The following is a 26,055-nucleotide window of genomic DNA, read 5'->3' on the forward strand; positions in this document are numbered from 1 at the left end:
TTATATACAAGATATAGGATTTTGTAAAGAAAAAAATCCGATTTTGTATCATTGTGTACTTTTCCGGTCATTCATATTCCCTTTAAGGTACACAACATGCCCCTTATTCCTACACAAGTCCCCCCTGAATTGTACACGTCTTTACCCTGAAAGGTAAACAAGCTACCCCTTTCCGGTACACAAAATCCCCCTAAGAATCCCTCAACCACGCGGTTTTCAAGGCTTTCTAATATAAACAAAATTTAATTAAAATATGTTGTTGTTATCTTCAATATATATAAGAATGTCCTCATTTTTGCTATTCCCCCAAAAGTACCCCTCTTCTTTATATTGTGTACCTTTTTGGGAGAGCGGGATACATGAATGATCTTCAAAATGGATGGACACCTTTCTCTTAATATCATTTTTTATACAACAAAAAAGCACCGCCCCCGATGTCTCTCATACAATCATCGAAAACAGTGCTTATAAATGCGCCTTCAGGGACTCGAACCCTGGACAAATAGATTAAGAGTCTACTGCTCTACCAACTGAGCTAAAGGCGCTTGCTTTATGTCACTTCCGTAACGCAAGATTTATTATATAACCCCTTTCGCAAAAATGCAAGTGTTTTTTTATATTTTTTTTAAATTTTTTCAACCCATTATACGCAAAACTATTACAATTATCAATTCCTACCAAAATTAATCGAAATCTTTTGACAAACTGTACATTTTATATCATAATAAATGTGTGAGACCTTACTTGAGTTAGCGAAAGGAAGTGGCATTATGGACTCACTGGATTACCAAATTTTATCTATACTGAAAAAAAATGCAAGAATCAAAGCATCTGATATAAGCAAAGAGATTCATCTTTCCGTATCAACTGTCATCGAACGTATACGCAAACTTGAAAACAGCGGCATCATAGAATCATACACCATTATTACGGATGAACACAAAATGGGTAACGACTTAACGGCCTTGATGGAAATCAGTCTCACTCATCCGCGCTTTAACGATTCATTTATCGAAAAAATAATGGAACACCCTAACATCATTTCCTGCTACTATTTAACAGGTGATTTTGATTATCTGGTAAAGATTTGCTGCCGTTCTTCGGAACATCTTGAGCAGATACATAAATGGGTCAAAGATCAGAGGGGTGTTCGTTCTACACGAACTCAATTTGTTTTACGAAATGTTAAAAATATTTATACCTCTCTTCCCGAACCCTCTCCTGAAGATAATGCTTGATTTTCGTTCAGAAATCCACAAACTGATGGAATTACGCAAAAATGCTCTGACGAAGCATTTTTGCGCTTTTCCTATGAATCCATTTCACACAATTTCTCTATTGCGCATTCCTTAATCAGACATTTTTCATGTTCATTGAGAAACAATTCCGATATCGCGTTCTGCTCTACAAGCCCTCCGAACTCCTCTGCCACAATGATGGATCGTGCCGCGTCTCTTCCTTCTTCGGTATTATTAAAATCCATCATCAAGTAATACATCCTATCATTCTCATAAAGTCTGCTCTCTGCCGCCTTTCCGGCTCCGAATGCCCCACAGAACTGTATCATGTGATCCAACTCGGGAAATACGATTTGATAAGACAAACATTCTGCAGCATCCTCGCTGGTAAGCTCTTCCTTCACGCGTTGCAGCTGATTCGCCTTCTGCTTTTCCTCTTCACAGGCAATAGAAAGAAGAAGACTTCGATCCGGCAATAACGCGCCATAGAAACTTGTTACATCCCCGCTCACCTGCATATTGAGAACCTCACATCCCTTTTCAAGCAGCAAATTCAGGAACTCTTTTGTCCGTTCATGATTCTGCATCAGTTCTTCCATGCTGTAACCCAATATTTCTATCTCTTCCTGCGTGATCAGGCAATTCATTTTTGTCTCTGTTATTTTCCAGAATGTCATATGTCCACTCCCCTCTTCTTCTAATCAATCCACGCCTTGTTCTATATGTTGTATAACATTATTTCTGTTTTGTCAATCTTTTCATGCGAATTTATACTTTTTTCAGTTTTTACCCTCTATGTACGAACGTTTATTTTTCTTTAATTTCCTATTTCAAATTCTACACAGATAGTGTAAAATAAATTAGGTTATACTATATAAGGAGAGAATAAATTATGAGATTACGAAACGTACCGGGTGCCGATGCCTATTTAACAGCACATCCTCTGGTAATCAAAAATGAGACACGGTATCGCGGAACCTGGAAGGAAACCTTCGAACACCCCGAAAATCCGATTCATATAGAGATTGGCATGGGAAAGGGACAGTTTCTTCTTACCCTGGCAAAAGAAAACCCGAAAATTAATTATATCGGCATCGAACGCTATTCCAGCGTCCTGGTACGTGCTCTGGAACGTTACGATCATGATGAAGCATATCAGGATGTTTCCAATATCCGTTTTATCTGTATGGATGCGCAGAACCTTCCTGAAGTCTTTGCCGTGGGAGAAGTGGATAAGATCTACCTGAATTTCTCCGATCCATGGCCAAAGGCCAGACATGCCAAACGCCGCCTGACATCTCGTCAGTACTTTGAGCGTTACGATAAGATTCTTGCTTATGACGGGGTTGTTGAGTTTAAGACAGATAATAAAGAGTTATTTGATTTTTCATTGGAACAGGTCGATCTGGCAGGGTGGGTTCTTCTCGCAAAAACCTATGATCTCCACAACGATCCAACTCTCAGCCGTGGCAATGTTATGACAGAATACGAGGAGAAATTTGCCGGACAGGGACATCCAATCCACAAACTGATTGCCATGCGGCAATAGGTATTTTTTGAACGCAAAACGCATAATATAAAGTAACACAGATCACAAAAAGGCGTACACAAATGAAACAAAAATGTAAAATAAAGCATTTTATGTGCTGCTTCTTTTATGACAATCCATGTATAAACCGAAAATTGAGATGTCTTCGGAAGTCTTTTCGGGAAATACATGATATTCTGAATCCCAAATGCATACCATAATCAAAAGAATCCGGCTTAGCGCTTTATAAAAGTACCAAGTCGGATTCTTTCGTTCCATTTTACTACTATATTTAGAACTCAAATACAGCTACGCCATATGGCGGCAGTTTATACGGTATAGAATATGGTCTTCCGTCACATTCTTGTTTCTCAGGTTTATATACCTTCGGGCGTTCTTCTCCCTTTCCTCCATACTGAGGTTCATCACTGTTCAAGATCAGTTTATACTGCTTTCTACGCGATACCCCAACTCTGTAATCTTCCCATTCCATCGGAGTAAAATTGCATACAAAAAGTAGATTCTTTTTATTATCTTTCGAATGACGTATAAAACTATAAACACTTCTGTATCCGTCATCCGCATTCACCCATTCAAATCCTTCCGGTGAACAGTCTTCTTCATATAACGCCTTATTCTTTCTGTAAAGATGCAGAAGATCTTTATAGAAATTCTGAATTGCCTGATGCTCTTCTTCTTTCAGAAGATACCAGTCTAGCTCGCGCGCCTCACTCCATTCACGTAACTGCGCAAATTCTTGTCCCATGAAAAGCAGCTTCTTTCCGGGATGTCCCATCATGAAAGCATAGCCCACTTTCAGATTTGCAAACTTATCAAATCCAAGTCCCGGCATCTTATTCAGCATAGAGCACTTCAAATGCACCACTTCATCATGCGATAATACCAGAATGTAGTTCTCACTGTACGCATAGCTGCTGGCAAATGTCATGAGATTGTGAGCGCCTTTTCTAAAATACGGGTCCAGTTTCATGTACTCTGTAAAATCATGCATCCATCCCATATTCCACTTCATACTGAATCCCAGACCACCATCTTTCGGTTTTCCGGTTACCATCGGCCAGGCTGTAGATTCCTCTGCAATCGTCACAACACCAGGATTTCTTCTAAGTACAACGGAATTCATATGACGGAAGAACTCAATCGCTTCCAGATTCTGGTTGCCGCCATACTTGTTCGCCACCCATTGCCCATCCTGACGTCCATAATCAAGGTAAAGCATGGATGCGACTGCGTCTACCCGAAGCCCATCAATATGAAAATGTTCCACCCAGAACAGAGCATTGGAAATCAGGAAATTCTTCACTTCATTCTTACCATAGTCGAACACTTTGGTTCCCCAGTCCGGATGCTCCCCCTTACGTGGATCCGCGTATTCATATACCGGTGTTCCGTCAAAATCAGCAAGACCGTGGGCATCTCTCGGGAAATGAGCCGGTACCCAGTCCAGAATAACACCAATCTTATTCTTGTGGAAATAATTGATCATATACGCAAAGTCTTCCGGCGTTCCATAACGGGCAGTCGGTGCGAAATAACCGGTAACCTGATATCCCCATGAACCGTCAAATGGATACTCTGCAATTCCCATCAACTCAATATGTGTATACCCCATCTCTTTCAGATAGCTGACCGCCTCATGGGCGAATTCTCTGTATGTATAAAATCCTTTATAGTCTTCTCCCGGATGGCGCTTCCATGAACCGATATGCGCCTCATAAATTGCCATGGGTTCTTTATGGTGATCCCATGTCTTTCTGTGCTCCATCCACTTTCCATCCGACCATTTTAAATTTGAAATATCTGTGATTCTGGATGCAGTTCCCGGGCGCATCTCTGCACTGTTAGCAAACGGGTCTGCCTTGTCAATGAAGGAACCACTGAATGTCTCAATGCAGAACTTATATAGATCCCCCTTCTTTGCTTCCGGGACAAATGCGGTATAAATGCCAAGTGGGTCATTGCGCTCCATCGGACACGCTTTAGAATCCCAGTTGTTAAACTCTCCTATAACAGATACGGATTTTGCATGCGGCGCCCAAACGGCGAAATAAGTACCGTCATTCTTTCCATCATTTACCAAATGAGCTCCTAATTTCTTATAAATCTCATAATGGGTTCCCTGCCCAAATAAATACTGATCCAGTTCGCCTATTTCATATTCTTTTAATGTTTTCTCTTTCACAGCCATCCTCCCGCCTTCTTGTTCAAATGATTATGAATATTATACTAGAAATCGTTGAAAAAAGAAAGAGTTTTGGTTGATTTACACATGCCAAAACTCTTTTTTCTTCCTTTGTATTTTGCAAAAGCACTTATTTAAAGCTTAAAGTCCTCTTCTTTCAAAATTACGCGGTCCGAATCGTCCTTATTCTTGCCGAATACACGTTTCATCAGATGCTTCACATTGGCTTTCTGAGAATGCTCAATCGCTTCATCCATGATCTCTTTCACTTCCGCCACAGTCACTGCATGATCTTCTCTCTGCATCATATCAATACGGCTGTAAAGTGCAAGGATACCCATTTCATCGATCCGGTAACCATTTTCCTTTGCATAAGTCTGTCCAAATGTTACCAGTTCATCATTAATAAACACCGGAAGTTCCAATCTGGACGTAAACTTCTTTTTGAAATTAGGATTTGCTGCAAACAGCTTCTCCAAAGGTTTTTTCTGCTCTTCCAAAACAAACAGCAATTCACCGGTCTGCTCATCCATCAGATCATTCAGTTCATTGACGGTTCTGGCATTCATTTTTGCTGCTTTTTCAATAATCAATGCCCCACCATTCAGTTTTCTGATGATTCCGCCAAGTTCTTTTTTATTCAGAGAATCACCGGTAATAATCGCTACTTTACCCTGTTTCAACTTACGCTGCTTCTGAATTGCTTTTACAATGTCTACTGCAAGCACGGTTTTTCCGGTGCCCTTTTTACCTACAACAACAATATTACCTGTGCGGGATGTTCCATATCTGTTCTTACATCTCTTGTCATTGTCCAGAACTTCTACCAACTGTTCGCTCACCCCTCGAATCGGGACAAAGTAAGAAAACAGTTTCTTCTGTTCCTCAGTAAGACCGGCTTTCAGACCAATTTCACTCGTTGCACTTAGATCATAACGTCCCTGCACAATAAATCCTGTATCAAATTTATTCATACGGGAAGTAATCTCTTCCTCTGAAGGTTCTTCAATTTCCAGAACTTCTTGTTTCTGCTCCGGGCGCTTTGAACGAGGTCTTTTCTTCGAAGGCGGCTCTGAATCTGTCTCTGATTCCAGTTCAATATCAAAATCAGGATTAATCGCAAATTCTGGATCTTCTGCAGAATCTGATTTTTTCTGTGCTTCGAGTATCGCATCTATATCCAGTTCATAGACATCCTTTTCATCCAGATATTCATCCTCGAGCTCATCGTATTCTTCTTCATACTCGTCGTCTTCGTATTCCTCTTCCGCATACTCTTCCGCATCTTCATACTCGTCTTCCTCGTATTCTTCCGCGTCTTCATACTCCTCTTCCTCGTATTCTTCCGCGTCTTCGTACTCCTCTTCCTCATACTCTTCTGCGTCTTCGTACTCCTCTTCCTCGTACTCTTCTGCGTCCTCGTACTCCTCTTCCTCGTATTCTTCCGCATCCTCGTACTTGTCGTCCTCGTACTCTACTTCATCCTCATACTCTTCCGCGTCTTCATACTCCTCTTCCTCGTATTCTTCCGCGTCCTCGTACTCGTCTTCCTCTTCTACTTCTTCCTCGTACTCTTCCGCGTCCTCGTACTCCTCTTCCTCGTATTCTTCCGCATCCTCGTACTTGTCGTCCTCGTACTCTACTTCATCCTCATACTCTTCCGCGTCTTCATACTCCTCTTCCCCGTATTCTTCCGCGTCCTCGTACTCGTCTTCCCCTTCTACTTCTTCCTCGTACTCTTCCGCGTCTTCATACTCCTCTTCTTCGTATTCTTCCGCGTCCTCGTACTCGTCTTCCCCTTCTACTTCTTCTTCGTATGCTTCCGCGTCCTCGTACTCGTCTTCCTCTTCTACTTCTTCCTCGTACTCTTCTGCGTCCTCATACTCCTCTTCTTCGTATGCTTCCGCGTCCTCGTACTCGTCTTCCTCTTCTACTTCTTCCTCGTACTCTTCTGCGTCCTCATACTCCTCTTCTTCGTATTCTTCCGCGTCCTCATACTCGTCTTCCTCTTCTACTTCTTCCTCGTACTCTTCCGCGTCTTCATACTCCTCTTCTTCGTATTCTTCTGCATCTTCGGACTCGTCATCATCATCGTCCAATTGTAAGGATTCTACAACATTTCCCATATTCTCAACGTCATCATCCTCATATTCTTCGGTGATGCCATCTTTCTCTTCATCTTCCAGCGTTTCTGAAGGTTCTGTTCCATTTTCCAACTCCTCCATCAATCTCCGGATATCATCCGCCAGGATTGTCTTGGTATCTCCCAGCGACTCTTCCTCCTGTTTTCTGGCTGCCTTCCTGCGCTTTTTCTCTTCTTCATTTTTTTCAATGATTTTTGCGTTTTCGCGCTGGGTTACTTCCCAGTTTGCCAGAATCTCTTCAATCTTCATCTGACCTGTCACCTGAGGATCATCTTGCTTCTGCTGCTGTGCAGCAACATCCACACCACTTGCCACAGCCACACCGGCCTTCAGGACATCGGCCAAATTAGAGCCGGAGATCGTAGTCACAATCTCAGAAGTATTCTCGATCTTGGTTCTCGGCCTTGGCGGTACCGGACGCTCATCCGGAAGACTTTCCAGATCTGGTGATACAATTTCTGCCATCGGCTCAGGAAGATCAGGAAGGTCAATGCTTCCCGTCACATGTACATTTTCCCGAATCTTCTGAGCAATCCTTGGATCCGGTGCCGGACGTTCCTTCGGTTTCTTGAACATCGGTTTCTTTTTTACAGGTTCTTTCTTCTCCCCCGCAAAACGGCTATCATATTTTTCCTGCTGTAAAGGTGTGAGCGGTTTATACTTCATTTTCAGTTCCATTGCCTGATAAACGTACGTGCCTTCACTGAACCATAAAATCAGATCATCACATTCCTCCAGACACTCCGCAGTCATGCCAGCTTCATGATATAACTTAGCAAGTTCATAAGCCCATTTTTCTACATACTCAGCATGCTTGAAATCTTCAAGTGCTTCAATCTGCTGTGTAATCGGTGCATTCTGGGCTCTAAGAATCTTATATTTCAAAATATGCTGATTCGGATCCTTAGGCGCCATCTTGACAAATTCCTCATAGCAGTCCATTGCCTCATCTAACTCATTTGACTTCAATGACAAAAGTCCAAGACGATATACAATCTTGCGGCTTGTCGGTGCTTTATCATATGCAATAAACAAAATTTCTTTTGCTTTTTGCAGTTCCCCCATATTTTCGTATATCTCACTCACAGTAGAAAGCATGGATGAATTCTTAACTTTACGCCAGTCAATTGTATCCGCAATTTCCATTGCTTTTCTATAGGATTTTTCTTCGGCATATTTGAGCATCTGCTCTGTTTTTATGCGATATTCATATTTATCCACTGTTTCTCACCTCTTACAATTATTTTTACTTTTCCTCGGTAAGTTTATATATTTTTACCAGTTAAGTGTAACATACAGCGTAGTCAATGTCAAAAAATATCTAATAATCAAATTTACCATCATTTTTTTCTTCCAACGCTCTAATCAAATAATATGTATATTCACAATACGGCACATCTATTCCATATTCTTTGCCCATTCGTATCATTTCTCCGGCAAACATTTCAATTTCTGTATGACGCCCCGCATCCAGATCCTGCAGTGTAGAAAATCTTGCATCTGCTTTCACTCCCCGGAAAAGCACAACTCTCTCTGTAAGAGGAATTCCTTTGGCATGAGCTACATTTGCCACTTCTTTCCAAAGCCGTTCTGCAATCGCATATACACTTTTACTGTCTTTATACGCATTGAATCCCACTCCAAGAATAGCCTGCGGAAGATTCTGTGAAATGTTGCTTGCATATTTTATCCACATATCCAGCACAATATCTTCCATAACATGGCAGCCAAGTCCTGCACTTTTCAGCAATTGTTCCACAGCCAATACTCTTTCTGTCGGCTCTCTGGTCCCTTTCTCTCCAATATAAACCCCAGCTGTATGCTCCTCGGAAAATGTGATCCGGTTTCCTTCCCTCACCGATGCAATCCGCATAACCGCATACAGCATATGCTCCATACCTATCACTTTTCCAATTATTTCTTCAGAGCTCACCCCATTAAGCAAGCTGATGACGATGGTATGTTCATCAACAATGTTCCGAATATCTTCCAGGATCCCCTGCAACGCATCTTGTTTACATGATACCAGCAGCAGATCCACTCCTTTTGCTGCTTCCGGCTCCTTTACATGCAGTGAATACTTCTTTCCGTTTATGACAATTCCGTCTCTTTCCAATCGTTCTTTCCGTTCGTCACTGGCTATAACACAGAAATGATCCCCCATCTTTTCTGAAAGTCCCCATATAAAATATGCTCCTACCGCGCCAGCTCCCAGAAGCGCTACTCTTTGTATTTCCATATTTCTATGTTCTTTACCTCCATCTTTATCCCGAAACTATCTGCTCTTTACTTCAAACACTGTAATTATACTACATTCTATAAAATAGAGTAAACCTAAGGAATCTTAAACATTTATAAAAAAACAGCCATTACCTTTTTGTAATGGCTGTTTTTTTATATTAAGTTGTTATAATCTTCTTTTATCGGAGGAATCAATCTTTCATTCCTGTTCCTATGTTTATATATTTTATATAATTTAAAGCTCCGGACTATCGTCTTTCATACCTGATTTATAACTTCCAACTACTTTTTTATAAATATCCCTTTGTTATTCTTATCTATAATTTCATCTATGATTATTGGTGCCTTTTTCAATCATTCATATTTGATAATTATTCCGTCTATAACTGATATCTACTTTCATTTTCTATTTATAAATCATCGATATCTGCTATCTGATGTTTCTTTACACATCTTATAGCTCTTTAAATTATTGTGGTATTTTTCTCAATATGTCTGCAAATTCTGAATCTTTTAATCTTTATTCCAGCTTCTATATCTCTCCGATATATTTTATCATTTCTTTTTATCTCTGCCGGTTAAAATCTATGGTAAAGGCTCATCTCACAGGAACTTTCATTTGCCATACCACTAACATATTGAATTGTAAATTCTGAATTGTCCAACGGTCAAAGCCTCCTTCCTTTCCAACTCTTTGTCCAAAATTTTTATAAGATATCTGATACTTTCAAAATAAATTTCTTTTACTCATCGAATACTGTAAGTTTTTTATTAAATATAAGTTTTATCAGAAGCTAAATTAAAATTTTCTCTTAATATTTATGAATCATCAATTTTAAAAATTAGATTTTATACACCCCACCTACAAAACTCTCATAAATAAAATGTATACTCGCTTTCTTAAAACTTTCAAATCTTCAAATACTAATTATTCTTTTAATCCTTTTCCGATCTCATCTCTTATATTTTCTTTTATACTCTTGGCGAGTATAATAAATTCGTAAAAGAAAAAATATTTATTAGTAAAAAATTCTTTTTTGAAATTCCCTTTCTCGTCAGGAACTTCTTTTCTTTTGGATTGATTAAATAATACCACCTCAATGTATATTTGTCAATACTATTTTGAAATTATTTTTAAGTTAATTTATAATTTGTTATTTGTGCACTATTTTTCATACAATTTATACTTTTTATTAAATTTAACAGTTTTCCAATTCACAGAGCTTATCAACATCATAGAATGTTTTTTCCCAATTATTGTATTTTTTATAGTTATCACCTATTTTTTATTTTTCATTTTGTAAAATTCATGTTAAACTGTTTTCGTAGGATTTTCGACATACTCCTACGTGTCTTTTTGAAACAGGAAAGGAGAACTTAATTATGGGAGGTTTTTTTGGTGTTGCCTCAAAGTCTGAATGTGCTCTGGATTTGTTTTATGGAATAGATTATCATTCTCACCTGGGGACAAGACGTGGAGGAATGGCTACTCACGGGGAAGAAGGCTTCAACCGTGCAATTCATAATATTGAGAATTCGCCATTCAGAACAAAATTTGACAAAGATGTAGACGATATGAAGGGGAATATCGGAATCGGATGTATTTCCGATTTTGAGCCACAGCCGCTTTTGATCCAGTCTCATATCGGCAGTTTTGCAATTACGACTGTCGGCAAAATCAACAACGCTGATCAGCTTATGAAACTGGTATACGAAAAAGGGCATGCGCATTTTCAGGAAATGACGAACGGGCAGGTAAATGCTACTGAACTGATTGCAGCCTTAATCAGTATGCGTGATTCTTATGTAGAAGGTATCCGTTATGTCCAGTCTCTGGTCGACGGCTCTATGACCCTGCTTCTCATGACACCGGAAGGCATCTATGCCGCCCGTGATCTTCACGGACGTACTCCAGTTGTAATCGGGAAAAAAGACGACGGATATTGTGTTTCTTTCGAAAGTTTTGCTTATATCAATCTTGGTTATACCGATTACAAGGAACTAGGCCCCGGTGAAATCGTTTATATTACCCCGGAGAGTGTGGAAACTGTAAGCCCGGCATGTGATCAAATGCGTATCTGCTCTTTCCTCTGGGTTTACTATGGATATCCGACCTCTTCTTATGAAGGTGTAAATGTAGAACAGATGCGTTATAAATGCGGAAGTCTTCTTGCCAAACGTGATGCCGGAACAGTAGAACCCGATATCGTTGCCGGTGTTCCGGATTCCGGTATTGCACATGCGATCGGCTATGCAAATGAATCCGGCATTCCATATGCAAGACCGTTTATTAAGTATACCCCAACTTGGCCGCGTTCTTTTATGCCTACCAATCAAAAACAGCGTGATCTGATCGCGCGTATGAAACTGATTCCGGTTCACGATCTGATCGAAGATCGTAAGTTACTTCTGATCGATGACTCGATCGTCCGTGGAACGCAGCTCAGGGAAACAACGGAATTCCTTTATCAGAGCGGTGCGAAAGAAGTACATGTCCGTCCGGCGTGTCCGCCGCTTTTGTATGGATGTAAATATTTGAATTTCTCACGTTCTAAATCAGAGCTTGATCTGATCACACGCCGTATTATCCGCGAGTGGGAAGGCGACAATGATGTCAATGTACTGAGTGAATATGCGGATCCGAACAGTGACCGCTATGCAAAGATGCTGGATGAGATTTGTAGGATTCAGAATTTTACTTCGCTGAGATATCATAGACTGGATGACCTGATCGAATCGATTGGGTTGGATGCTTGTAAGGTTTGTACGTATTGTTTTGATGGTCGGGAATAAGGTTGTGGTCGCGGGGGGCGCAGGAGGGGATGCATTGCTCCAACGCTCTGGTCCCTGCGACTCGGGACTTCAGAATGTAACAAAAAGGCAGGATGTTCGCCAAATGTGGCTCGCATCCTGTCTTTTTTAACATTCTGATAGTCTCGATTCTCCGGGCCCGCCGCTTAACTTCCGCAATGCATCCCCTCCTGCGCTCCCGCTTTTCAACTTTAGTCCCTGGGGGGTAGGGGTTGTGTGGGGAAGGCTGAGGTTTGACGCGGCGGTGGTGTGGTGTGACGACTCTGCGAGCGTCACACCGGGGGAGGTTTTGTTTTTTGGTGGCGGCTCTTCGAGCGCACTTTGAGGTTGTGATTTTTGGGGGGGCGGCTCTGATGAGCGCCTCCCGGATGATTTTATATCAGCAGGTCATCGATTTTGGTGTAGTCTCCGATCTGGTAGCTTTCTATGGCGTTTCCTTTGACAATGTAGAGGCGGTCGTTTATGTAGATGCCTCGGGCGGTCATCCAGGAGTTGCCGTTGACTTCTTCTTGCATTTCGAGGTTGAAGCCGTTGGTTTTGTCGTATTGGAAAATGTAGTACATTTCCTGGTTGCCGTATGCGGAGAAGCCGATCATGTTTTTGTTGTGATCGATGAGGACTGCGCGGTAATCGTAGAAGACGTCGGAATAGTAGGACTCTTTCATTGTGTATTTGTGTATTTCTTTGACGTCTTTCGGATTGGAGATGTCGAACATGGATATTTTCATGCCGTTTGTCGTTCCGGATTCTTCGTCGGCGTCCATTCCGATTCCGAGGAGGAGGTTGTCACCGTAAAAGTGCAGGTATTCTGAAAATCCCGGGATTTTGAGGGTTCCTATGATTTCCGGATTTTCGGGATCGGAGAGGTCTACGCTGAAGAGGGGATCGGTCTGGCGGAAGGTCACGAAGTATCCGGTATCTCCCATGAATCTTGCGGAGTAAATGGTTTCTCCTTCGGCAAGATCTGTAATTTGTCCTATGATTTCCAATTTATTGTTTAAAACATAGACGGCATTCGTTGTCTCTGTTGCACCGTCAATCGTCGCAACAATACGTAGATTACCGTTATATTCGTCGATGCTGAAGGAATCATTCAAGTAACCGTTGATTTTGCCCTGAGCCTCGCCGGTGAGTACACCGTCTTTGTATGAAATTCTTCGGATCATAGTCTGATTTACATTTTCAAAAACAGTCCTTGCAAGTACGCTTGAACGTGTATTCTCATAAACATAGATGTTGTTTCCGCTCACATAGCATTCGCTGAATTCGGACAATACCGCTTTCTGATCCACGATTTTTCTCGGGTCATCTGCTTTGACGGAGCAAACGACCAGATACTGGGTTGCCGCTTTTGCCGGAGGAAGATAAATATCTTGGTCGGCAATAAAGCTTCCATTCACCTGAGGCACGTAAGCAACTTTATCATTTTTTCCTCCATCCGTGTAAGCGTAGAAATTACTGAAGATATACAGATAGCCATCTACATACCTGGAACTATGATACCTTCCGCTCTGTTCCAGGCTCGCTTTCAGCTTGGGATTGCTTACATCAGAAATATCATACGTATCCAGATAGGCCTTTTCTGTATCGTAAAACGTCTCATCTGTGTCGATTATCACATCGTAAGTATTACCGAGTACAAAAAGCTGATTCCCGTCAACGTAGAACTCACTGATCTGCGTATTTTCTCTCGCTTTTATCGTTCCGGCAATTTTCATCTGTTCGTTCCGGGTATCAACGATCGCTATTTCCATGGCGTTGTCCTTCAGAGCGTAGAGATAGGTTCCGTCTGTCTTGACAATATCTGCTTCTCCGACTCCTTCTGTCCGCACATTCGTATCGGAGTATCCTTCTCCCGGCATCGCCCTGTCGGATTCCATACTGGCTGCACTGTCCGTACTGCTCGATTTCTCGACCGCACCATACCATGCGGCACCGTCACCGAAACCAGCATCATACCTTCCATTTTCTTCTCTTAAAGCTGTGTTATAACTCTCCAGATATTCATACACTTGATCGTAATCTTCCGCCGATGCGATCTCAGTATTGATCCGGAATTCTCCTTTACTGTTTTTTCTCGCACTTTCTCCTGATGTAACGATTCCCAAACCATTTTCAGATCCACTCAGGGAATGAACCACTGCTCCTGCCAGCAGAACCAGTGCCACGCTCGCTGCGGCAAGTCCATAAGTATAAGATCGTTTCCACCTCTTTACCTTCTTTTTCTCCAAAAGTTTTTGTATATTCTCCGGCTGCAGGCTTTCCGGAACTTCTATATCCTTCGTCGCATCGTTGATTTTATCAAGAATTTCTTTTTCCTGTCTTGTCATAATGCCTTCTCCCTTCGATTATTATTCTTATGCCTTCACGCAGTCTTTGTTGTCGGGCGGGCCGCATAATACGATTCTCATCTTTTCCAGCGCTCTCTTCCTCTTGGATCGCACCGTACTGGAATTCAGTTTATACATTTTTCCGATTTCTGCACTGTTATATCCGGCAAAAACGGAAAGTGCCACAATAAACTGCTCTTCTTCCGAGAGTATAAAAAAAGCTTTTCTCACGTCTTCTGTTATCTGATCGGTAAAATCTTCCGATGCATGTTCTTCCTCAATCGGCACTTCGGTACGTTCTTTTGCCTTTAATTTCTTTTTACATACATTGGCAAGAATTTGGAAAATCCACGAGCGAAATGCCTCTTCTTTCCGCAGCTTATGTACGTTTTCATATGCCAGAAGTACAGATTCGCTGACTGTATCTTCTGCATCATGTGAATTCTTCATCATACACAATGCAAAACGATACATATCTTTGTAAACTAATTTATATAATTCAGTGAATTGCTTCGCATCAATCACCGCTGCTCCCTCCTCCCTTGAAAGTCGACTTCTATTTATTAGAGTAAATAAAAGGGGCAAGTGTTGCAAGAAAAATAAATTTTTTCGAAAAAAGAAGCACCCCGATAAATGGAATGCTTCTCTCACTTTATATTTTAGTTGTATTACCCTCTATAGTAATTGATCAGACATCCTTTCAGGATGATCTCTCTTTCTACATCCGTCAGATCTCCTAACTTCAGTTCGATTTCTTTCAACTCATCACCGACAACATACGCCTTGATCACTGCTGCTTTCTCTTCGACAGCTTTTCTGACATCTGGTACGAAGATGTAATCGCCATTCTTGAAGGAAAGTGCGGTATGATCTTCTTCTGTGATAAACGGAAGCATACCCCAGTTGATCAGATTTGAGCGGTATCTCTTGGTAGCATATTCGTTGGCAATATTTGCCCAACCACCAAGCACTTTCTGACAGGAAGCCGCCTGCTCACGCGCGGAACCGTCTCCAGGTTTTACAGCAAAAATCGTACTTCCTACACCCAGATTTCCTCTGCCTGCCTCCGGGAATTTTACATTTACCTTCTCCATAACAGACTTCATTTCCGGAAGTACATCCAGCGGGCAGGTTCCTGCTTCAATCGCTTTCTGTGCCTTCTGAACTTCTTTTGCCCTTCCCACATAAGCCGGATCCTTTCTGGAAAGTGCAAATTCTGCAAGTCCAAGCGGATTAGAACGGTAAGAAGATGTCTCTCCGGATGGAATCAGTTCGTCTGTTGTCGTTACCGGATCGTGAATCTCAGAAACCACTTTGAGAAGCAGATTTTCCGGAAGAGCACTCATCGCCGGCCAGTCCTTGATATTCGGGCCGAATTTGATTTCCACAGACGGATCTGCAACGCCGTGACTGTCAAATACACGGTTTGCATAAATGTTTTTATCAAAATGATAGGTCGGATTCTTATATTCTACATCCATCGCGGTAGCCGGTGTCAAGAATCCTTTATTTGCTGCGGTTGCCGCAATGGAACGTGCATCCATCAGTGCTACGGATGCGATCTGTCCGCTCTGCAGCTTGCTTCCTTCACGGTTCGGGAAGTTTCTGGTAGAGTGTCGGATGGAGAATGCATTATTGGCAGGTGTATCTCCTGCGCCGAAACATGGTCCACAGAATGCGGTCTTCACGATCGTTCCTGCTTCCATCAGTGTCGCAACTGCTCCATTTTTCACAAGTTCCATGTAAATTGGTGTACTTGCAGGGTAAACACTGAATGTAAATTCATCAGAACCAATATATTTTCCTTTGATGATATCTGCTGCAGCGCAGATATTTTCAAAACCGCCGCCCGCGCATCCTGCAATAATACCCTGATCTACATAGAGCTTTCCGTCTACCACTTTGCTCTGCAGTGAATAATCCACTGCACCATCAAGACTTACAAGGGCTCTCTGTTCTACATCATGAAGCACGTCTGCAAGATTTGCATTGACCTCATCAATGGTATATACATTGGATGGATGGAACGGCATCGCGATCATCGGACGGATTTCGCTCAGATTCACATAAACCAGTCCGTCATAGTAGGTCACTGCTCCCGGGTTCAGTTCTTTGTATTCTCCGACTCTTCCATGAATATCGTAGAATTCTTTGATCTTCTCGTCGGTTCTCCAGATTGAGGACAGACAAGTGGTCTCTGTAGTCATGACATCGATTCCGATACGGAAATCTGCACTCAGTTTGCTAACTCCGGGTCCCACAAATTCCATCACTTTATTATTAACATAGCCATTTCCGAATGTCGCGCCGATGATTGCAAGTGCAACATCCTGCGGTCCTACGCCTTTGATCGGTTCCCCGTCAAGATAAATCGCCACAACACCCGGCATTTTGATATCATAGGTCTTATTCAGCAGCTGTTTTACCAGCTCCGGTCCGCCTTCGCCCATCGCCATCGTACCAAGCGCTCCGTAGCGGGTATGACTGTCTGAACCAAGAATCATCTTACCGCCGCCTGCAAGCATTTCCCTTGCATACTGATGGATGACGGCCTGATGAGGCGGAACGTAGACACCGCCGTATTTCTTTGCGCAGGTAAGGCCAAACATATGGTCATCTTCATTAATCGTTCCTCCAACCGCACACAGGCTGTTATGGCAGTTCGTCAGAACATACGGAATCGGGAATTTCTCAAGGCCGGAAGCACGCGCCGTCTGAATGATTCCGACAAATGTAATATCGTGGGAAGTCAGCTTGTCAAACTTAATCTGAAGCCGTTCCATATTTCCGGAAGTATTGTGTGCCTTCAGTATTCCATACGCCATGGTCTGCTGTGCAGCTTCCTGCTTCGTGATCTGAGTTCCTGTCTTACTTTTTACTGCCTCCAAAGCATCCGGTGCGTCCGGAATAATTTCCATACCATTTACAAGATACGCACCACCATCATACAATTTCACCATTGTCAACACTCCTTTTCTTTTATGCTGTATTTATCTGAACCTGTTATTCCTTTGAGCGGACAAATTTCACATGGTCAGCAACCATTAATGCAATTTTAAATGTAAGTGCATCTTCAAATACTCTGACATCCAGCCCTGTCTGTTTTTGAATCTTCTCCAGACGGTACACCAATGTATTGCGGTGTACGAAGAGCTGCCTTGCCGTCTCCGAAATATTCAGGTTATTTTCAAAAAATTTGTCTACGGTAGACAAGGTTTCTTCTTCAAACTGATCCACTGCTTTTCCAGCAAATACTTCCTCCAGAAACATGTCACAAAGTGACAGCGGAAGCTGATGGATCAGACGACCGATTCCCAGTTCCTTGTATGCGAGGATATTTTTTTCCGGATAGAAAATCCTTCCGACATCCAATGCCATCTGCGCCTCTTTATAAGACTGGGAAACATCCTTCAGTTCCTCCACAATGGTACCGTAAGCCACTCGGACATTTACCATTGCTTCTGTATTGATCATATCGACCAGCATCTTCGCATTGTGCTGGATCTCTCTTGTGCTGTCTGTTTCATCCAGCGCCTTGATCAGGATTACATGTCCTTCATCGACCGCCGTTACATAATCACCGGTTCCCGAAGTATAGATGCCTTTCACCATCTCGAGGACGATGGTATCCTCCGGATTCTTTGGTTCGATCAGAATGACTACTCTGCGCTTTTCCACCGGAATGGACAATTTCTTTGCCTGATTGTAAATATCGACCAGAAGAAGATTATCCAGAATCAGATTCTGCATGAAACGGTTCTTATCCATCCGCTCCTTGTTCATGCGGATCAGGCCTTCCAGCTGACTCACACAGAGTTTTCCACTGACCCTTCCGTTCAGTTTGTCTTCATGCTCGATCACAAAAATATAGATCGGCTCCAGTTCATCACAAACCGGGAAGACCGCAATCTCATCTGTCACAAGTTCTGCCGTACAGCCCACCTCCTGAACCTCCGAGATAAACGCTTCTACTGCGTGCTGGATCCAGCCCTTCTTCGCTCCGACTGCGGCCAGCATGGCCGCTTCCATATTCCAAATGGAACAACTACATTCCACAATATCCCCGATTTCATGAATCGTTCTCTGTAAAATCTGATTCGATAACACTTTATTTTCCTCCTAATACTCTCCGACAATCGCCGCTTTAATCAGATTCGTTTTTCCTGGGCGCCCTACCGGAACACCGGCAGTCAGGATCGCCACATCTCCTTCCTGCACAAATCCCTCTCGTTCAGCTGCTTCTGTCGCATGAAGGAATAAAATCTCCATGCTGTACTCTTCTTTGATCAAAATCGGTGAAATACCCCAAGACAGATTTAATTTCCGGCAGGTACGCATATCGGAAGTACATCCCACGATCGGACATCCCGGTCGAAATCTGGACACCATTCTCGCAGTATGGCCGGACTTGGTCACGGTAATGATGGCCTTGGCGTCCATATCAATGGCCGTCATACAGGTTGCATGGGAAATCGCCGTCGTCATATCTTTCTTTTCTTCTTTTTTCCGGACACTGAACAGTTCATTATATGGGATGTCACTTTCGGTTCGCACAGCGATACGAACCATTGTTTTCAGTGCCTCCACCGGATATTTTCCCGCTGCAGTTTCTCCGGACAGCATGATTGCGCTGGTTCCCTGGTAAATCGCATTTGCCACGTCCGTCGTCTCCGCACGAGTTGGACGTGGATTTTTTATCATGGAATCCAGCATCTGAGTTGCCGTGATAACCTGTTTCCCCGCATTGTAAACTTTGGCAATGATTTCCTTCTGGATGACAGGAACGTCTTCCAGCGGGATTTCTACACCCATGTCACCTCTGGCAATCATGATTCCATCGGCAGCTTCGATGATTCGATCGATATTATTCACGCCCTGCTGGTTCTCGATCTTTGCAATGATTCCGATATCAGCTCCACCGTTCTCATATAAAATCTTACGAATCTCCGCCACATCTTCTGCTGTACGTGTAAAAGAAGCTGCAATGAAATCAAATCCTTCTCGAATTCCAAAAAGAATATCTTCTTTATCCTTCGGGCTGATAAACGGCATATTCACATCCACTCCCGGAAGGTTCACGCCTTTACGGTCTGAAACCATTCCCCCGTTTTTTACAACACAGTGGATTTCTTTTCCTTCAATACTTACGACTTCCAGACCGATCAGACCATCGTCGATCAGCACACTGTCTCCCGGCTTTAAGTCTTTATATAAATCTTCGTAGGTTACGGATACCTTTTCGTTTGTTCCTTCAATGTCTTCCGATGTCAGTGTAAATTCCTGTCCTTCGACCAGTTCAGCCTTTCCTTCTTTAAAAGTACGAATCCGGATCTCCGGTCCCTTCGTATCCAGAAGAGCGGCAACCGGTCTTCCGAGCCGTTCCCGGATCTCCTGAAGTTTGATCAGACGTTCCTTCTGTTCCCGATGACTTCCGTGAGAAAAGTTAAATCTGGCAACATCCATCCCTTCCTGAATCAGTGTTTCCAGTACCCCTTCTTTATCGGTTGATGGTCCTAAAGTACAAATGATTTTCGTTTTGCGCATCCTGTTCCTCCTACTGTTATTCTTCTCTTGCCCTGCTTTTCCATATGCTATGTGGACGTGGCATAGCCTTTAAGTCACATATTATCTATTACACCACTTATCGTAACATGATTTTAATTCACACACAACTGCGTCTTTTGCACAAAAATCTATGCATTCTATAAGTCTTCTTTGAGATACGGCGCCGTTACAGATTTTTCACTTGTTACAAGTTCTTCCGGCGTACCTGCAAACAACAGATTTCCTCCTTCATTTCCTCCGCCCGGCCCCAGCTCGATCAGATAATCACATCCTTTTATGACTTCCAGATTATGTTCGATCAGGAAAAGGGAGTTCCCGGCATCCACCATTTCATCAAACAATTCCAGAATGTTACAAATGTCTTCCATGTGCAGTCCGTCGGTAGGCTCGTCCAGAATAAAAATCTTTCCACTGCTGTTCAGATACGATGCTAGCTTCAGCCGCTGAAGTTCTCCACCGGATAATGTGGACAGGGACTGATTCAGATGAAGATAGGAGAGTCCCACCCTCGTCAGCGGATGCAGCATTTTTGCCACCTCTGTTCCGGCAAACCATTCTTCTGCTTTACTTACAGTAAAATCCATGACTTGGGCAATGTTATATCCGTCTACCTCATATTCCAGCACCTCTTTGGAATATCGGAGACCACCGCATGCTTCACATACTGTTTCGATGGAATCCATAAAAGCCATATCCGAGACGACCACTCCTTTTCCTTTGCATACCGGACATTTCCCTTTTCCATTAAACGAGAAAAGTCCGGCACTGACGCCACATTTTCCGGCAAAAATCTTCCGGATTTCATCTGCCGCTCCAAGGTATGTTGCAGGAGTGGACCGCAGACTGATTCCAATGTTTTTCTGACTGATATAAATCGGTTTTTCAGGGCATGTCTCTGCAAAATGTTCCATCAGTGAGCTCTTTCCTGATCCGGCAACTCCTGCGATCACAGTCATCACGCCCAACGGTATTTTTACGGAAATATCCTTTAGATTATGGTATGTCACATTTTGAAGTTCATACCAGGTCTTTGGTATTCTGACACATGTTTTCAAACCACTTTTTCTGCGAAGCATTTCCCCTGTCCGGGTATTGCTTTTCACAAGTTCCACATAGCTTCCCTGAAACAGGATATTTCCTCCGGACGCACCTGCCCCGGGGCCAATGTCAACGATATGATCCGCTGCCCGGATCATTTCCTTATGGTGCTCCACCATCAGAACGGTATTGCCTGCATCCCGTAACTTTTCCACCGCCCGCAGAAGCCGGTCGATATCATGACTGTGGAGGCCTACGCTCGGTTCATCCAGAATATACAGCAGATCCGTAAGAGATGAATTCATGTATTTGGCAATCTTGCATCGCTGTGCTTCTCCACCTGACAGGGTTCCGAGTCCCCTCGCCAGTGTCAGATAATCAAGTCCAATATCAATTAGCGCCTGGATTCTGGCAGAGAGTGTTCGCTTAAGATCCTCCGCCAACGGTGACTCTATTTCATTCAACCATACGCTCAGTTCTTTAAGCGGCATCGCAGTCACTTCGGCAATATTTTTCCCGTTTATCCGGCATGAAAGCACCTTCGGATTCAGGCGGGTACCTCCGCAATCCGGACATACTCCGCGGTGCGTCATGGGACCCAGGATCTGTTTGTGCAGTTTTCCTTCCTCTGAATTCAGAACACTGCGGTACATTCTGTGAACCAGGCCTTCATACTTTGCCGTCTTCGGCCATCCTTCCGGTGGGTTTTTCAAACGAATCTGCGGCGAATACAGAAACAGTTCCAATTCTTCTTCCGAATAATCTTTTATCTTTTTATTCAGGTCAAACAGCCCACTGTTGGCATATCGGATCCATCGCCACTGTCCCGGCTCAAATGCGACATAATTAATCACTCCGGGATCATTCAGACATTTATCAAAATCGACCAGCTTGTGTACATCCAGTTCCGTAATCTCACCGATTCCATCGCAGCGCGGACAGCTTCCCTGCGGATGATTGAATGAAAATGTATCCGAATAGCCGACAAACGGTTCTCCCACTCTTGAAAAAAGAAGTCTCAAAAGTGTATAAGTGTCTGTATACGTTCCGACTGTAGAGCGCATATTGGGTGCCGGTTTTTTCTGATCGATCACGATCGCGACCGGAAGATTATCGATTCGTTCTACATGCGGCCGCCCGTATTTGGGCAGATAATTCTGGACAAATCCCGGGAACGTATCATTCAACTCCCGTCTAGACTGGGCTGCGATCGTATCCAATACCAAAGAAGATTTCCCTGAACCTGAAACACCGGTGAACACCGTCATCTTATATTTCGGGATATCTATCGAAATATGTTTCAAATTATTTTCATAGGCATTCAATACTTGAATAAATTCTCTGTTCATTTGCAAATTTCAGCTTAACCTTTCCTTTTTTGATCTTTGACAATATATTATCTCAAACTATATTCACAATATCATTCATGTTTTGTATGGTCAATGTTCTTTCCAACATTTTTCTTCTGCCGACAAAACCAGTCTAGCGTCCGATCAATACATGCACATTCGCGCGAAGAAACATTTACGCACAAAAAGAGGAACGGCCTTGTTCCTCAATGTCATCTACTTAACAGCGTGGTGTGAAAGCCGTTCCTTTTTTCTGTTGTATTTTCGTTTCTTTTTAGGCTAAAGACTACTTATTATTCTTCAGCCACTCAGTTGCACAGTGAGCCAGGCAGGCTGATCCGATCGGAAGCACGTCTTCATTAAACAACACCTTCGGATTGTGAGCGGAAACTGCTCCTCTTTCATCCAGAAATCCTGCGGATATATACATAAATACGCTCGGGATCTGCTCTGCAACTACAGCGAAATCCTCTGAAGCGCTGGCGGTAATTCCGGGGTAACCCATAAGTCCAGGAATCGGCAGTTCGTTCATGTATCCAACCATTTCCTTTGTCAGAGCAGCATCGCTGATCAGCGGGCCGACTCCGCCGGTCATAACAACTTCTGCCGTACCTCCATAAACCTCTGCTGTCCGTTCGCTCACTTCTTTCAAACGTTTCAGAAGCAGATCACGGGCATCCGGACTATTTGTACGGATCGTACCGCTCAGTACCGCACTCTCCGGAATAATGTTCGGAGCGGAACCGGCCTGGAACTGTCCAATTGTCAGGACACAGGCATCATTCGGATTACTCTCGCGTGCAATCAGTTCCTGCAGTGCAAGATGCACATGTACACCGATGTTGATCGGGTCAATAGACATATGCGGATATGCACCGTGTGAACCACGTCCTTTGATATGAATCTCAAATCCATCCATGGAGAACATGATAGCCTTACCACTGTCATTATACATATACGTACCCATCGGAATCTTTCCAGGACCGACATGGTAAGCCATCGCAATATCCGGTTTTGGATTTTCCAGAATTCCGTTCTCAACCATGTTCTTTGCTCCTGTAAAATTCTCTTCTCCAGGCTGGAACATAAATTTGACAGTTCCTTCCAATGCGTCCTCATTCTCTTTTAACATTCTCGCTGCTGTCAGAAGCATTGCCGCATGAAGATCGTGTCCACAGCAATGCCCTTCTGTTCCCGTAGGGCAGGCAAATGGAAGTCCGCTGTCTTCCGGCATCGGAAGCGCATCCATATCGGCTCGAAGCATAATGACTTTACCGCCTTTTCCAAGCGTAGCGGTAACACCCTCTCCACATTCTTTCGGATCAAGACCATATTCCTTCAGTTTCTCCAAAACATACGCTTTTGCCTTCGGCATATGCAGCCCCACTTCTGCATTGGTATGAATATAACGGCGATCCGCTATAGTCTCCTCCTTCAATTCCAGTGCACGTTCATAATAATTCATAAACATTCCTCCTTTGTTTCCGCTTTTTGGTTTCGTTCTTCATACAAAACTTTTTGCTAAAAAGAAATATAGCACGAATACATAAAAACTACAAGAGGTGATGGAGGACGGGGTTCAGGTTCACGCCTTTGTCCGTGGCCCCGAAGCATCCCCTCAACCACCCTTGAATTTCCCCACAAAAGCTGATATGATAGAACAAATAACACATTTTCAAACGACCAAACAGGAGGGATATCTTTGTCCGAATATACACCAACTTCAAAAGATGAAACCGAAGAAACGATTATGAATCCAGACACTATAACGGAAGAAACTGATTCTGAGATCCCGATTACTGAGATAAGAGAAGAGAAAGAAATAGAAACAGTATCAGAGGAAGAACCGCCGAAGCGACATTTTTCTCCGTTCCGCGCCAAAAGATCCGATTTTTCGCGAGATGAATGGATTCTTTCCCATATTGATAATTCTCAGCTTATGGAATATCTCAAGTTAGAGCAAACGCGTTTTGAACAGCTTCAGGAAGCAAAGGAACGAAAAGAGAAGCGGCTTTTTACTGCCTTTAAACTTACCGTTTCTCTGGCTTCGATCGTTGCGGTCATTTATTTATTGAAAGATGTACCTACCATCCTTGTCAATATTTTATACATAGCCGGTATTCTTGCCGCGTTCTGGTTCTGGAAGAATCCGAAAGATAAGAATGAGAAATAACATAATTTCATATCAGAAAGGGCTGTATGCCCCCCCAGACTGACCGCCTGGCGCATTTGGTTTACATACAGCCTTTTGTTATTCCCTCCAGATAGAGCTAACACTTCTCCCCAATCATAATCCGGATGATTTCTTCATTCGTTTCTTTCATGCCTTGTTTTCCAAGTCTTCCGACGTTCTGAAGAGTCGCTTCAACGCCATTCGTAACGATTCCGTCACCTCCGACAAATTCCTGTCCGTGTACATACATTTGATATCCGAAAATTCCTGCCTCTACAGCGGATGCAATCTTCGCGGCGCAGGAGGCCTTTGCCCCGTCACAGACAATGCCGGAAACGATTGCCAGTGCATTGACTACTGTATGGATGACTTCTTCATATCCTCCTCCGCTGAGATATGCAATTCCGGCTCCCGCACCTGCTCCGGCACTGACAGCCCCGCAATATGCAGACAGTCTTCCGATCGGAGTCTTCTCGTGAATGGCAGTCAGATTGGAAAGCACAAGCGCGCGATACATTTTTTCCTTGCCGCATTGCATCCCCCGGGCATAGACAATAATCGGAACGGAGGCTGTAATTCCCTGATTTCCGCTGCCGGAATTAATGATAACCGGAAGCTCACAGCCATTCATACGCGCATCAGATCCTGCAGCTGCCATTGCTTTTGCTTTGACTGCAAGATTACCTCCACCGATATCCAAAAGCACGGATCCGATATTGGCACCATAATTTCCCCGTATTCCTTCCTCAGCAATCGCCATATTATAGGTGATCTGGCGGTCAAGGATTTCCCGGACATCTTCGATATCTACCGTTTCCACAAAATCAAAAATGTCTTTCATGTTGAGCAGACTCCGGTCTGTAAGCCCTTCTTCACTTTCATCGGCAACCGGAATTTTCTTCAGTACTTCTCCGTTTTTCTCAATCAACACAATGTTGGTGTGGTAGTTGGCAATCCGTACTTTGCTGTATTCTTCTCCTTTATAAAGCGTCACAATGATATCAAACGTCAACCCATTATCTATATACTCTACATGAATTTCGGTCTGTTCAAGAAATGTTTTCATTTCTTCCGTCTGTTCTTTCGTAACCTCTGCAATCACCTCCAGTTCCTTTTCCGGTTTCCCTGCGACGATCCCCGCCGCCGCTGCTGCCGGAATCCCTTTGAGATGATTCGTATTCGGTACAATAACAGACTTCACGTTCTTGATGATACTTCCACTCGCTCCGATCACCACTTTATCCGGAAGTCCTCCAAGCACCTCTCTTGCCTTCGCCGCTGCATATGCAAGTGCGATAGGTTCTGTACATCCCATTGCCGGAACCAGTTCCTCTCTCAGAATGCTCACATACGCCTCGTATTTCACATCACCTTTGTTCATTTTCCTTTCCTCCTTTTCTCCCCAATCGTAAACATCTCGTTTTCAAGCATCTTG

16 protein-coding genes and 1 tRNA gene are annotated in these 26,055 nt (G+C 43.2%); 4 read left to right on the forward strand and 13 right to left on the reverse strand.

Going from position 1 to position 26,055, the window contains the following annotated elements; translation table 11 throughout:
- Positions 1–472: 472 nt before the first annotated feature.
- A tRNA-Lys gene (locus ACTNB3_RS07785) sits at positions 473–545 on the reverse strand.
- A gap of 225 nt (positions 546–770) precedes the next feature.
- Between ACTNB3_RS07785 and ACTNB3_RS07790 the strand changes: the two genes are divergently transcribed.
- Complete coding sequence (locus ACTNB3_RS07790) at positions 771–1,238, forward strand: Lrp/AsnC family transcriptional regulator (RefSeq protein WP_427805961.1); 468 nt, start codon at positions 771–773, stop codon at positions 1,236–1,238.
- A gap of 71 nt (positions 1,239–1,309) precedes the next feature.
- Here the strand turns inward: ACTNB3_RS07790 and ACTNB3_RS07795 are convergent, their stop codons facing one another.
- Entirely contained in the window at positions 1,310–1,915 is a 606-nt protein-coding gene (locus tag ACTNB3_RS07795; protein ID WP_427805962.1) for an adaptor protein MecA, read from the reverse strand.
- A gap of 215 nt (positions 1,916–2,130) precedes the next feature.
- Between ACTNB3_RS07795 and trmB the strand changes: the two genes are divergently transcribed.
- Entirely contained in the window at positions 2,131–2,787 is a 657-nt protein-coding gene (trmB, locus tag ACTNB3_RS07800) for a tRNA (guanosine(46)-N7)-methyltransferase TrmB (RefSeq protein WP_427805963.1), read from the forward strand.
- Positions 2,788–3,058: 271 nt separating this feature from the next.
- Here the strand turns inward: trmB and glgB are convergent, their stop codons facing one another.
- The 3 genes from glgB to ACTNB3_RS07815 form a co-directional block, all read right to left on the reverse strand.
- Positions 3,059–4,975: a 1,4-alpha-glucan branching protein GlgB gene (glgB, locus tag ACTNB3_RS07805; protein WP_427805964.1), complete on the reverse strand. Its 1,917-nt coding sequence runs from the start codon at positions 4,973–4,975 to the stop codon at positions 3,059–3,061.
- A gap of 128 nt (positions 4,976–5,103) precedes the next feature.
- The gene (locus ACTNB3_RS07810; protein WP_441024979.1) at positions 5,104–8,334 is read right to left on the reverse strand and encodes a hypothetical protein; all 3,231 of its coding nucleotides are present in this window, start codon (positions 8,332–8,334) and stop codon (positions 5,104–5,106) included.
- A 100-nt stretch (positions 8,335–8,434) separates the two neighbouring features.
- Positions 8,435–9,352 (reverse strand): ketopantoate reductase family protein, encoded by a 918-nt coding sequence (locus tag ACTNB3_RS07815; protein WP_441024981.1) that lies wholly within the window; start codon positions 9,350–9,352, stop codon positions 8,435–8,437.
- Between the two features lie 1,385 nt (positions 9,353–10,737).
- Here ACTNB3_RS07815 and ACTNB3_RS07820 point away from each other — a divergent pair.
- A complete protein-coding gene (locus ACTNB3_RS07820; RefSeq protein WP_441024982.1) occupies positions 10,738–12,147 on the forward strand; it encodes an amidophosphoribosyltransferase in 1,410 nt (469 codons plus the stop codon).
- Positions 12,148–12,539: 392 nt separating this feature from the next.
- Here ACTNB3_RS07820 and ACTNB3_RS07825 read toward each other — a convergent pair whose 3' ends face one another.
- The 7 genes from ACTNB3_RS07825 to ACTNB3_RS07855 all read right to left on the reverse strand — a co-directional run bounded on the left by ACTNB3_RS07825 (position 12,540) and on the right by ACTNB3_RS07855 (position 23,912).
- Positions 12,540–14,495: a beta-propeller domain-containing protein gene (locus ACTNB3_RS07825; RefSeq protein ID WP_441024984.1), complete on the reverse strand. Its 1,956-nt coding sequence runs from the start codon at positions 14,493–14,495 to the stop codon at positions 12,540–12,542.
- Positions 14,496–14,522: 27 nt separating this feature from the next.
- A complete protein-coding gene (locus ACTNB3_RS07830) occupies positions 14,523–14,969 on the reverse strand; it encodes an RNA polymerase sigma factor (RefSeq protein ID WP_441025009.1) in 447 nt (148 codons plus the stop codon).
- Between the two features lie 194 nt (positions 14,970–15,163).
- Positions 15,164–17,455 carry a hydratase gene (locus ACTNB3_RS07835; protein ID WP_427805969.1) on the reverse strand — a complete coding sequence of 764 codons (2,292 nt, stop codon included), beginning with the start codon at positions 17,453–17,455 and terminating at the stop codon, positions 15,164–15,166.
- A gap of 43 nt (positions 17,456–17,498) precedes the next feature.
- Positions 17,499–18,602 carry a PucR family transcriptional regulator gene (locus ACTNB3_RS07840; protein WP_427805970.1) on the reverse strand — a complete coding sequence of 368 codons (1,104 nt, stop codon included), beginning with the start codon at positions 18,600–18,602 and terminating at the stop codon, positions 17,499–17,501.
- A 12-nt stretch (positions 18,603–18,614) separates the two neighbouring features.
- Positions 18,615–20,039 (reverse strand): pyruvate kinase, encoded by a 1,425-nt coding sequence (pyk, locus tag ACTNB3_RS07845; RefSeq protein WP_441024986.1) that lies wholly within the window; start codon positions 20,037–20,039, stop codon positions 18,615–18,617.
- Between the two features lie 158 nt (positions 20,040–20,197).
- Positions 20,198–22,447, reverse strand: a complete 2,250-nt coding sequence (locus ACTNB3_RS07850; protein ID WP_441024987.1) for an ATP-binding cassette domain-containing protein — start codon at positions 22,445–22,447, stop codon at positions 20,198–20,200.
- Positions 22,448–22,733: 286 nt separating this feature from the next.
- The gene (locus tag ACTNB3_RS07855; RefSeq protein WP_441024988.1) at positions 22,734–23,912 is read right to left on the reverse strand and encodes a M20 family metallopeptidase; all 1,179 of its coding nucleotides are present in this window, start codon (positions 23,910–23,912) and stop codon (positions 22,734–22,736) included.
- A gap of 237 nt (positions 23,913–24,149) precedes the next feature.
- On the opposite strand from ACTNB3_RS07855, the gene ACTNB3_RS07860 reads away from it, so the two are divergent.
- Positions 24,150–24,620 carry a hypothetical protein gene (locus ACTNB3_RS07860; RefSeq protein WP_427805974.1) on the forward strand — a complete coding sequence of 157 codons (471 nt, stop codon included), beginning with the start codon at positions 24,150–24,152 and terminating at the stop codon, positions 24,618–24,620.
- A 97-nt stretch (positions 24,621–24,717) separates the two neighbouring features.
- Here the strand turns inward: ACTNB3_RS07860 and ACTNB3_RS07865 are convergent, their stop codons facing one another.
- On the reverse strand, positions 24,718–26,001 hold the full coding sequence (locus ACTNB3_RS07865; protein WP_441024990.1) for an L-cysteine desulfidase family protein: 1,284 nt from the start codon (positions 25,999–26,001) through the stop codon (positions 24,718–24,720).
- Positions 26,002–26,055 lie beyond the last annotated feature (54 nt).

Origin of the sequence: Bariatricus sp. HCP28S3_D3, assembly GCF_052065755.1 — a bacterium.
GTDB lineage: Bacteria > Bacillota > Clostridia > Lachnospirales > Lachnospiraceae > Allocoprococcus.

Excerpts from the sequence above, each read along its gene's own strand:
- ACTNB3_RS07790 (WP_427805961.1), top strand. The coding sequence starts at position 771 with ATGGACTCACTGGATTACCAAATTTTATCTATACTGAAAAAAAATGCA.
- ACTNB3_RS07795 (WP_427805962.1), bottom strand. The coding sequence starts at position 1,915 with ATGACATTCTGGAAAATAACAGAGACAAAAATGAATTGCCTGATCACG.
- trmB (WP_427805963.1), top strand. The coding sequence starts at position 2,131 with ATGAGATTACGAAACGTACCGGGTGCCGATGCCTATTTAACAGCACAT.
- glgB (WP_427805964.1), bottom strand. The coding sequence starts at position 4,975 with ATGGCTGTGAAAGAGAAAACATTAAAAGAATATGAAATAGGCGAACTG.
- ACTNB3_RS07815 (WP_441024981.1), bottom strand. The coding sequence starts at position 9,352 with ATGGAAATACAAAGAGTAGCGCTTCTGGGAGCTGGCGCGGTAGGAGCA.
- ACTNB3_RS07820 (WP_441024982.1), top strand. The coding sequence starts at position 10,738 with ATGGGAGGTTTTTTTGGTGTTGCCTCAAAGTCTGAATGTGCTCTGGAT.
- ACTNB3_RS07825 (WP_441024984.1), bottom strand. The coding sequence starts at position 14,495 with ATGACAAGACAGGAAAAAGAAATTCTTGATAAAATCAACGATGCGACG.
- ACTNB3_RS07830 (WP_441025009.1), bottom strand. The coding sequence starts at position 14,969 with ATGTATCGTTTTGCATTGTGTATGATGAAGAATTCACATGATGCAGAA.
- ACTNB3_RS07835 (WP_427805969.1), bottom strand. The coding sequence starts at position 17,455 with ATGGTGAAATTGTATGATGGTGGTGCGTATCTTGTAAATGGTATGGAA.
- pyk (WP_441024986.1), bottom strand. The coding sequence starts at position 20,039 with ATGCGCAAAACGAAAATCATTTGTACTTTAGGACCATCAACCGATAAA.
- ACTNB3_RS07850 (WP_441024987.1), bottom strand. The coding sequence starts at position 22,447 with ATGAACAGAGAATTTATTCAAGTATTGAATGCCTATGAAAATAATTTG.
- ACTNB3_RS07855 (WP_441024988.1), bottom strand. The coding sequence starts at position 23,912 with ATGAATTATTATGAACGTGCACTGGAATTGAAGGAGGAGACTATAGCG.
- ACTNB3_RS07865 (WP_441024990.1), bottom strand. The coding sequence starts at position 26,001 with ATGAACAAAGGTGATGTGAAATACGAGGCGTATGTGAGCATTCTGAGA.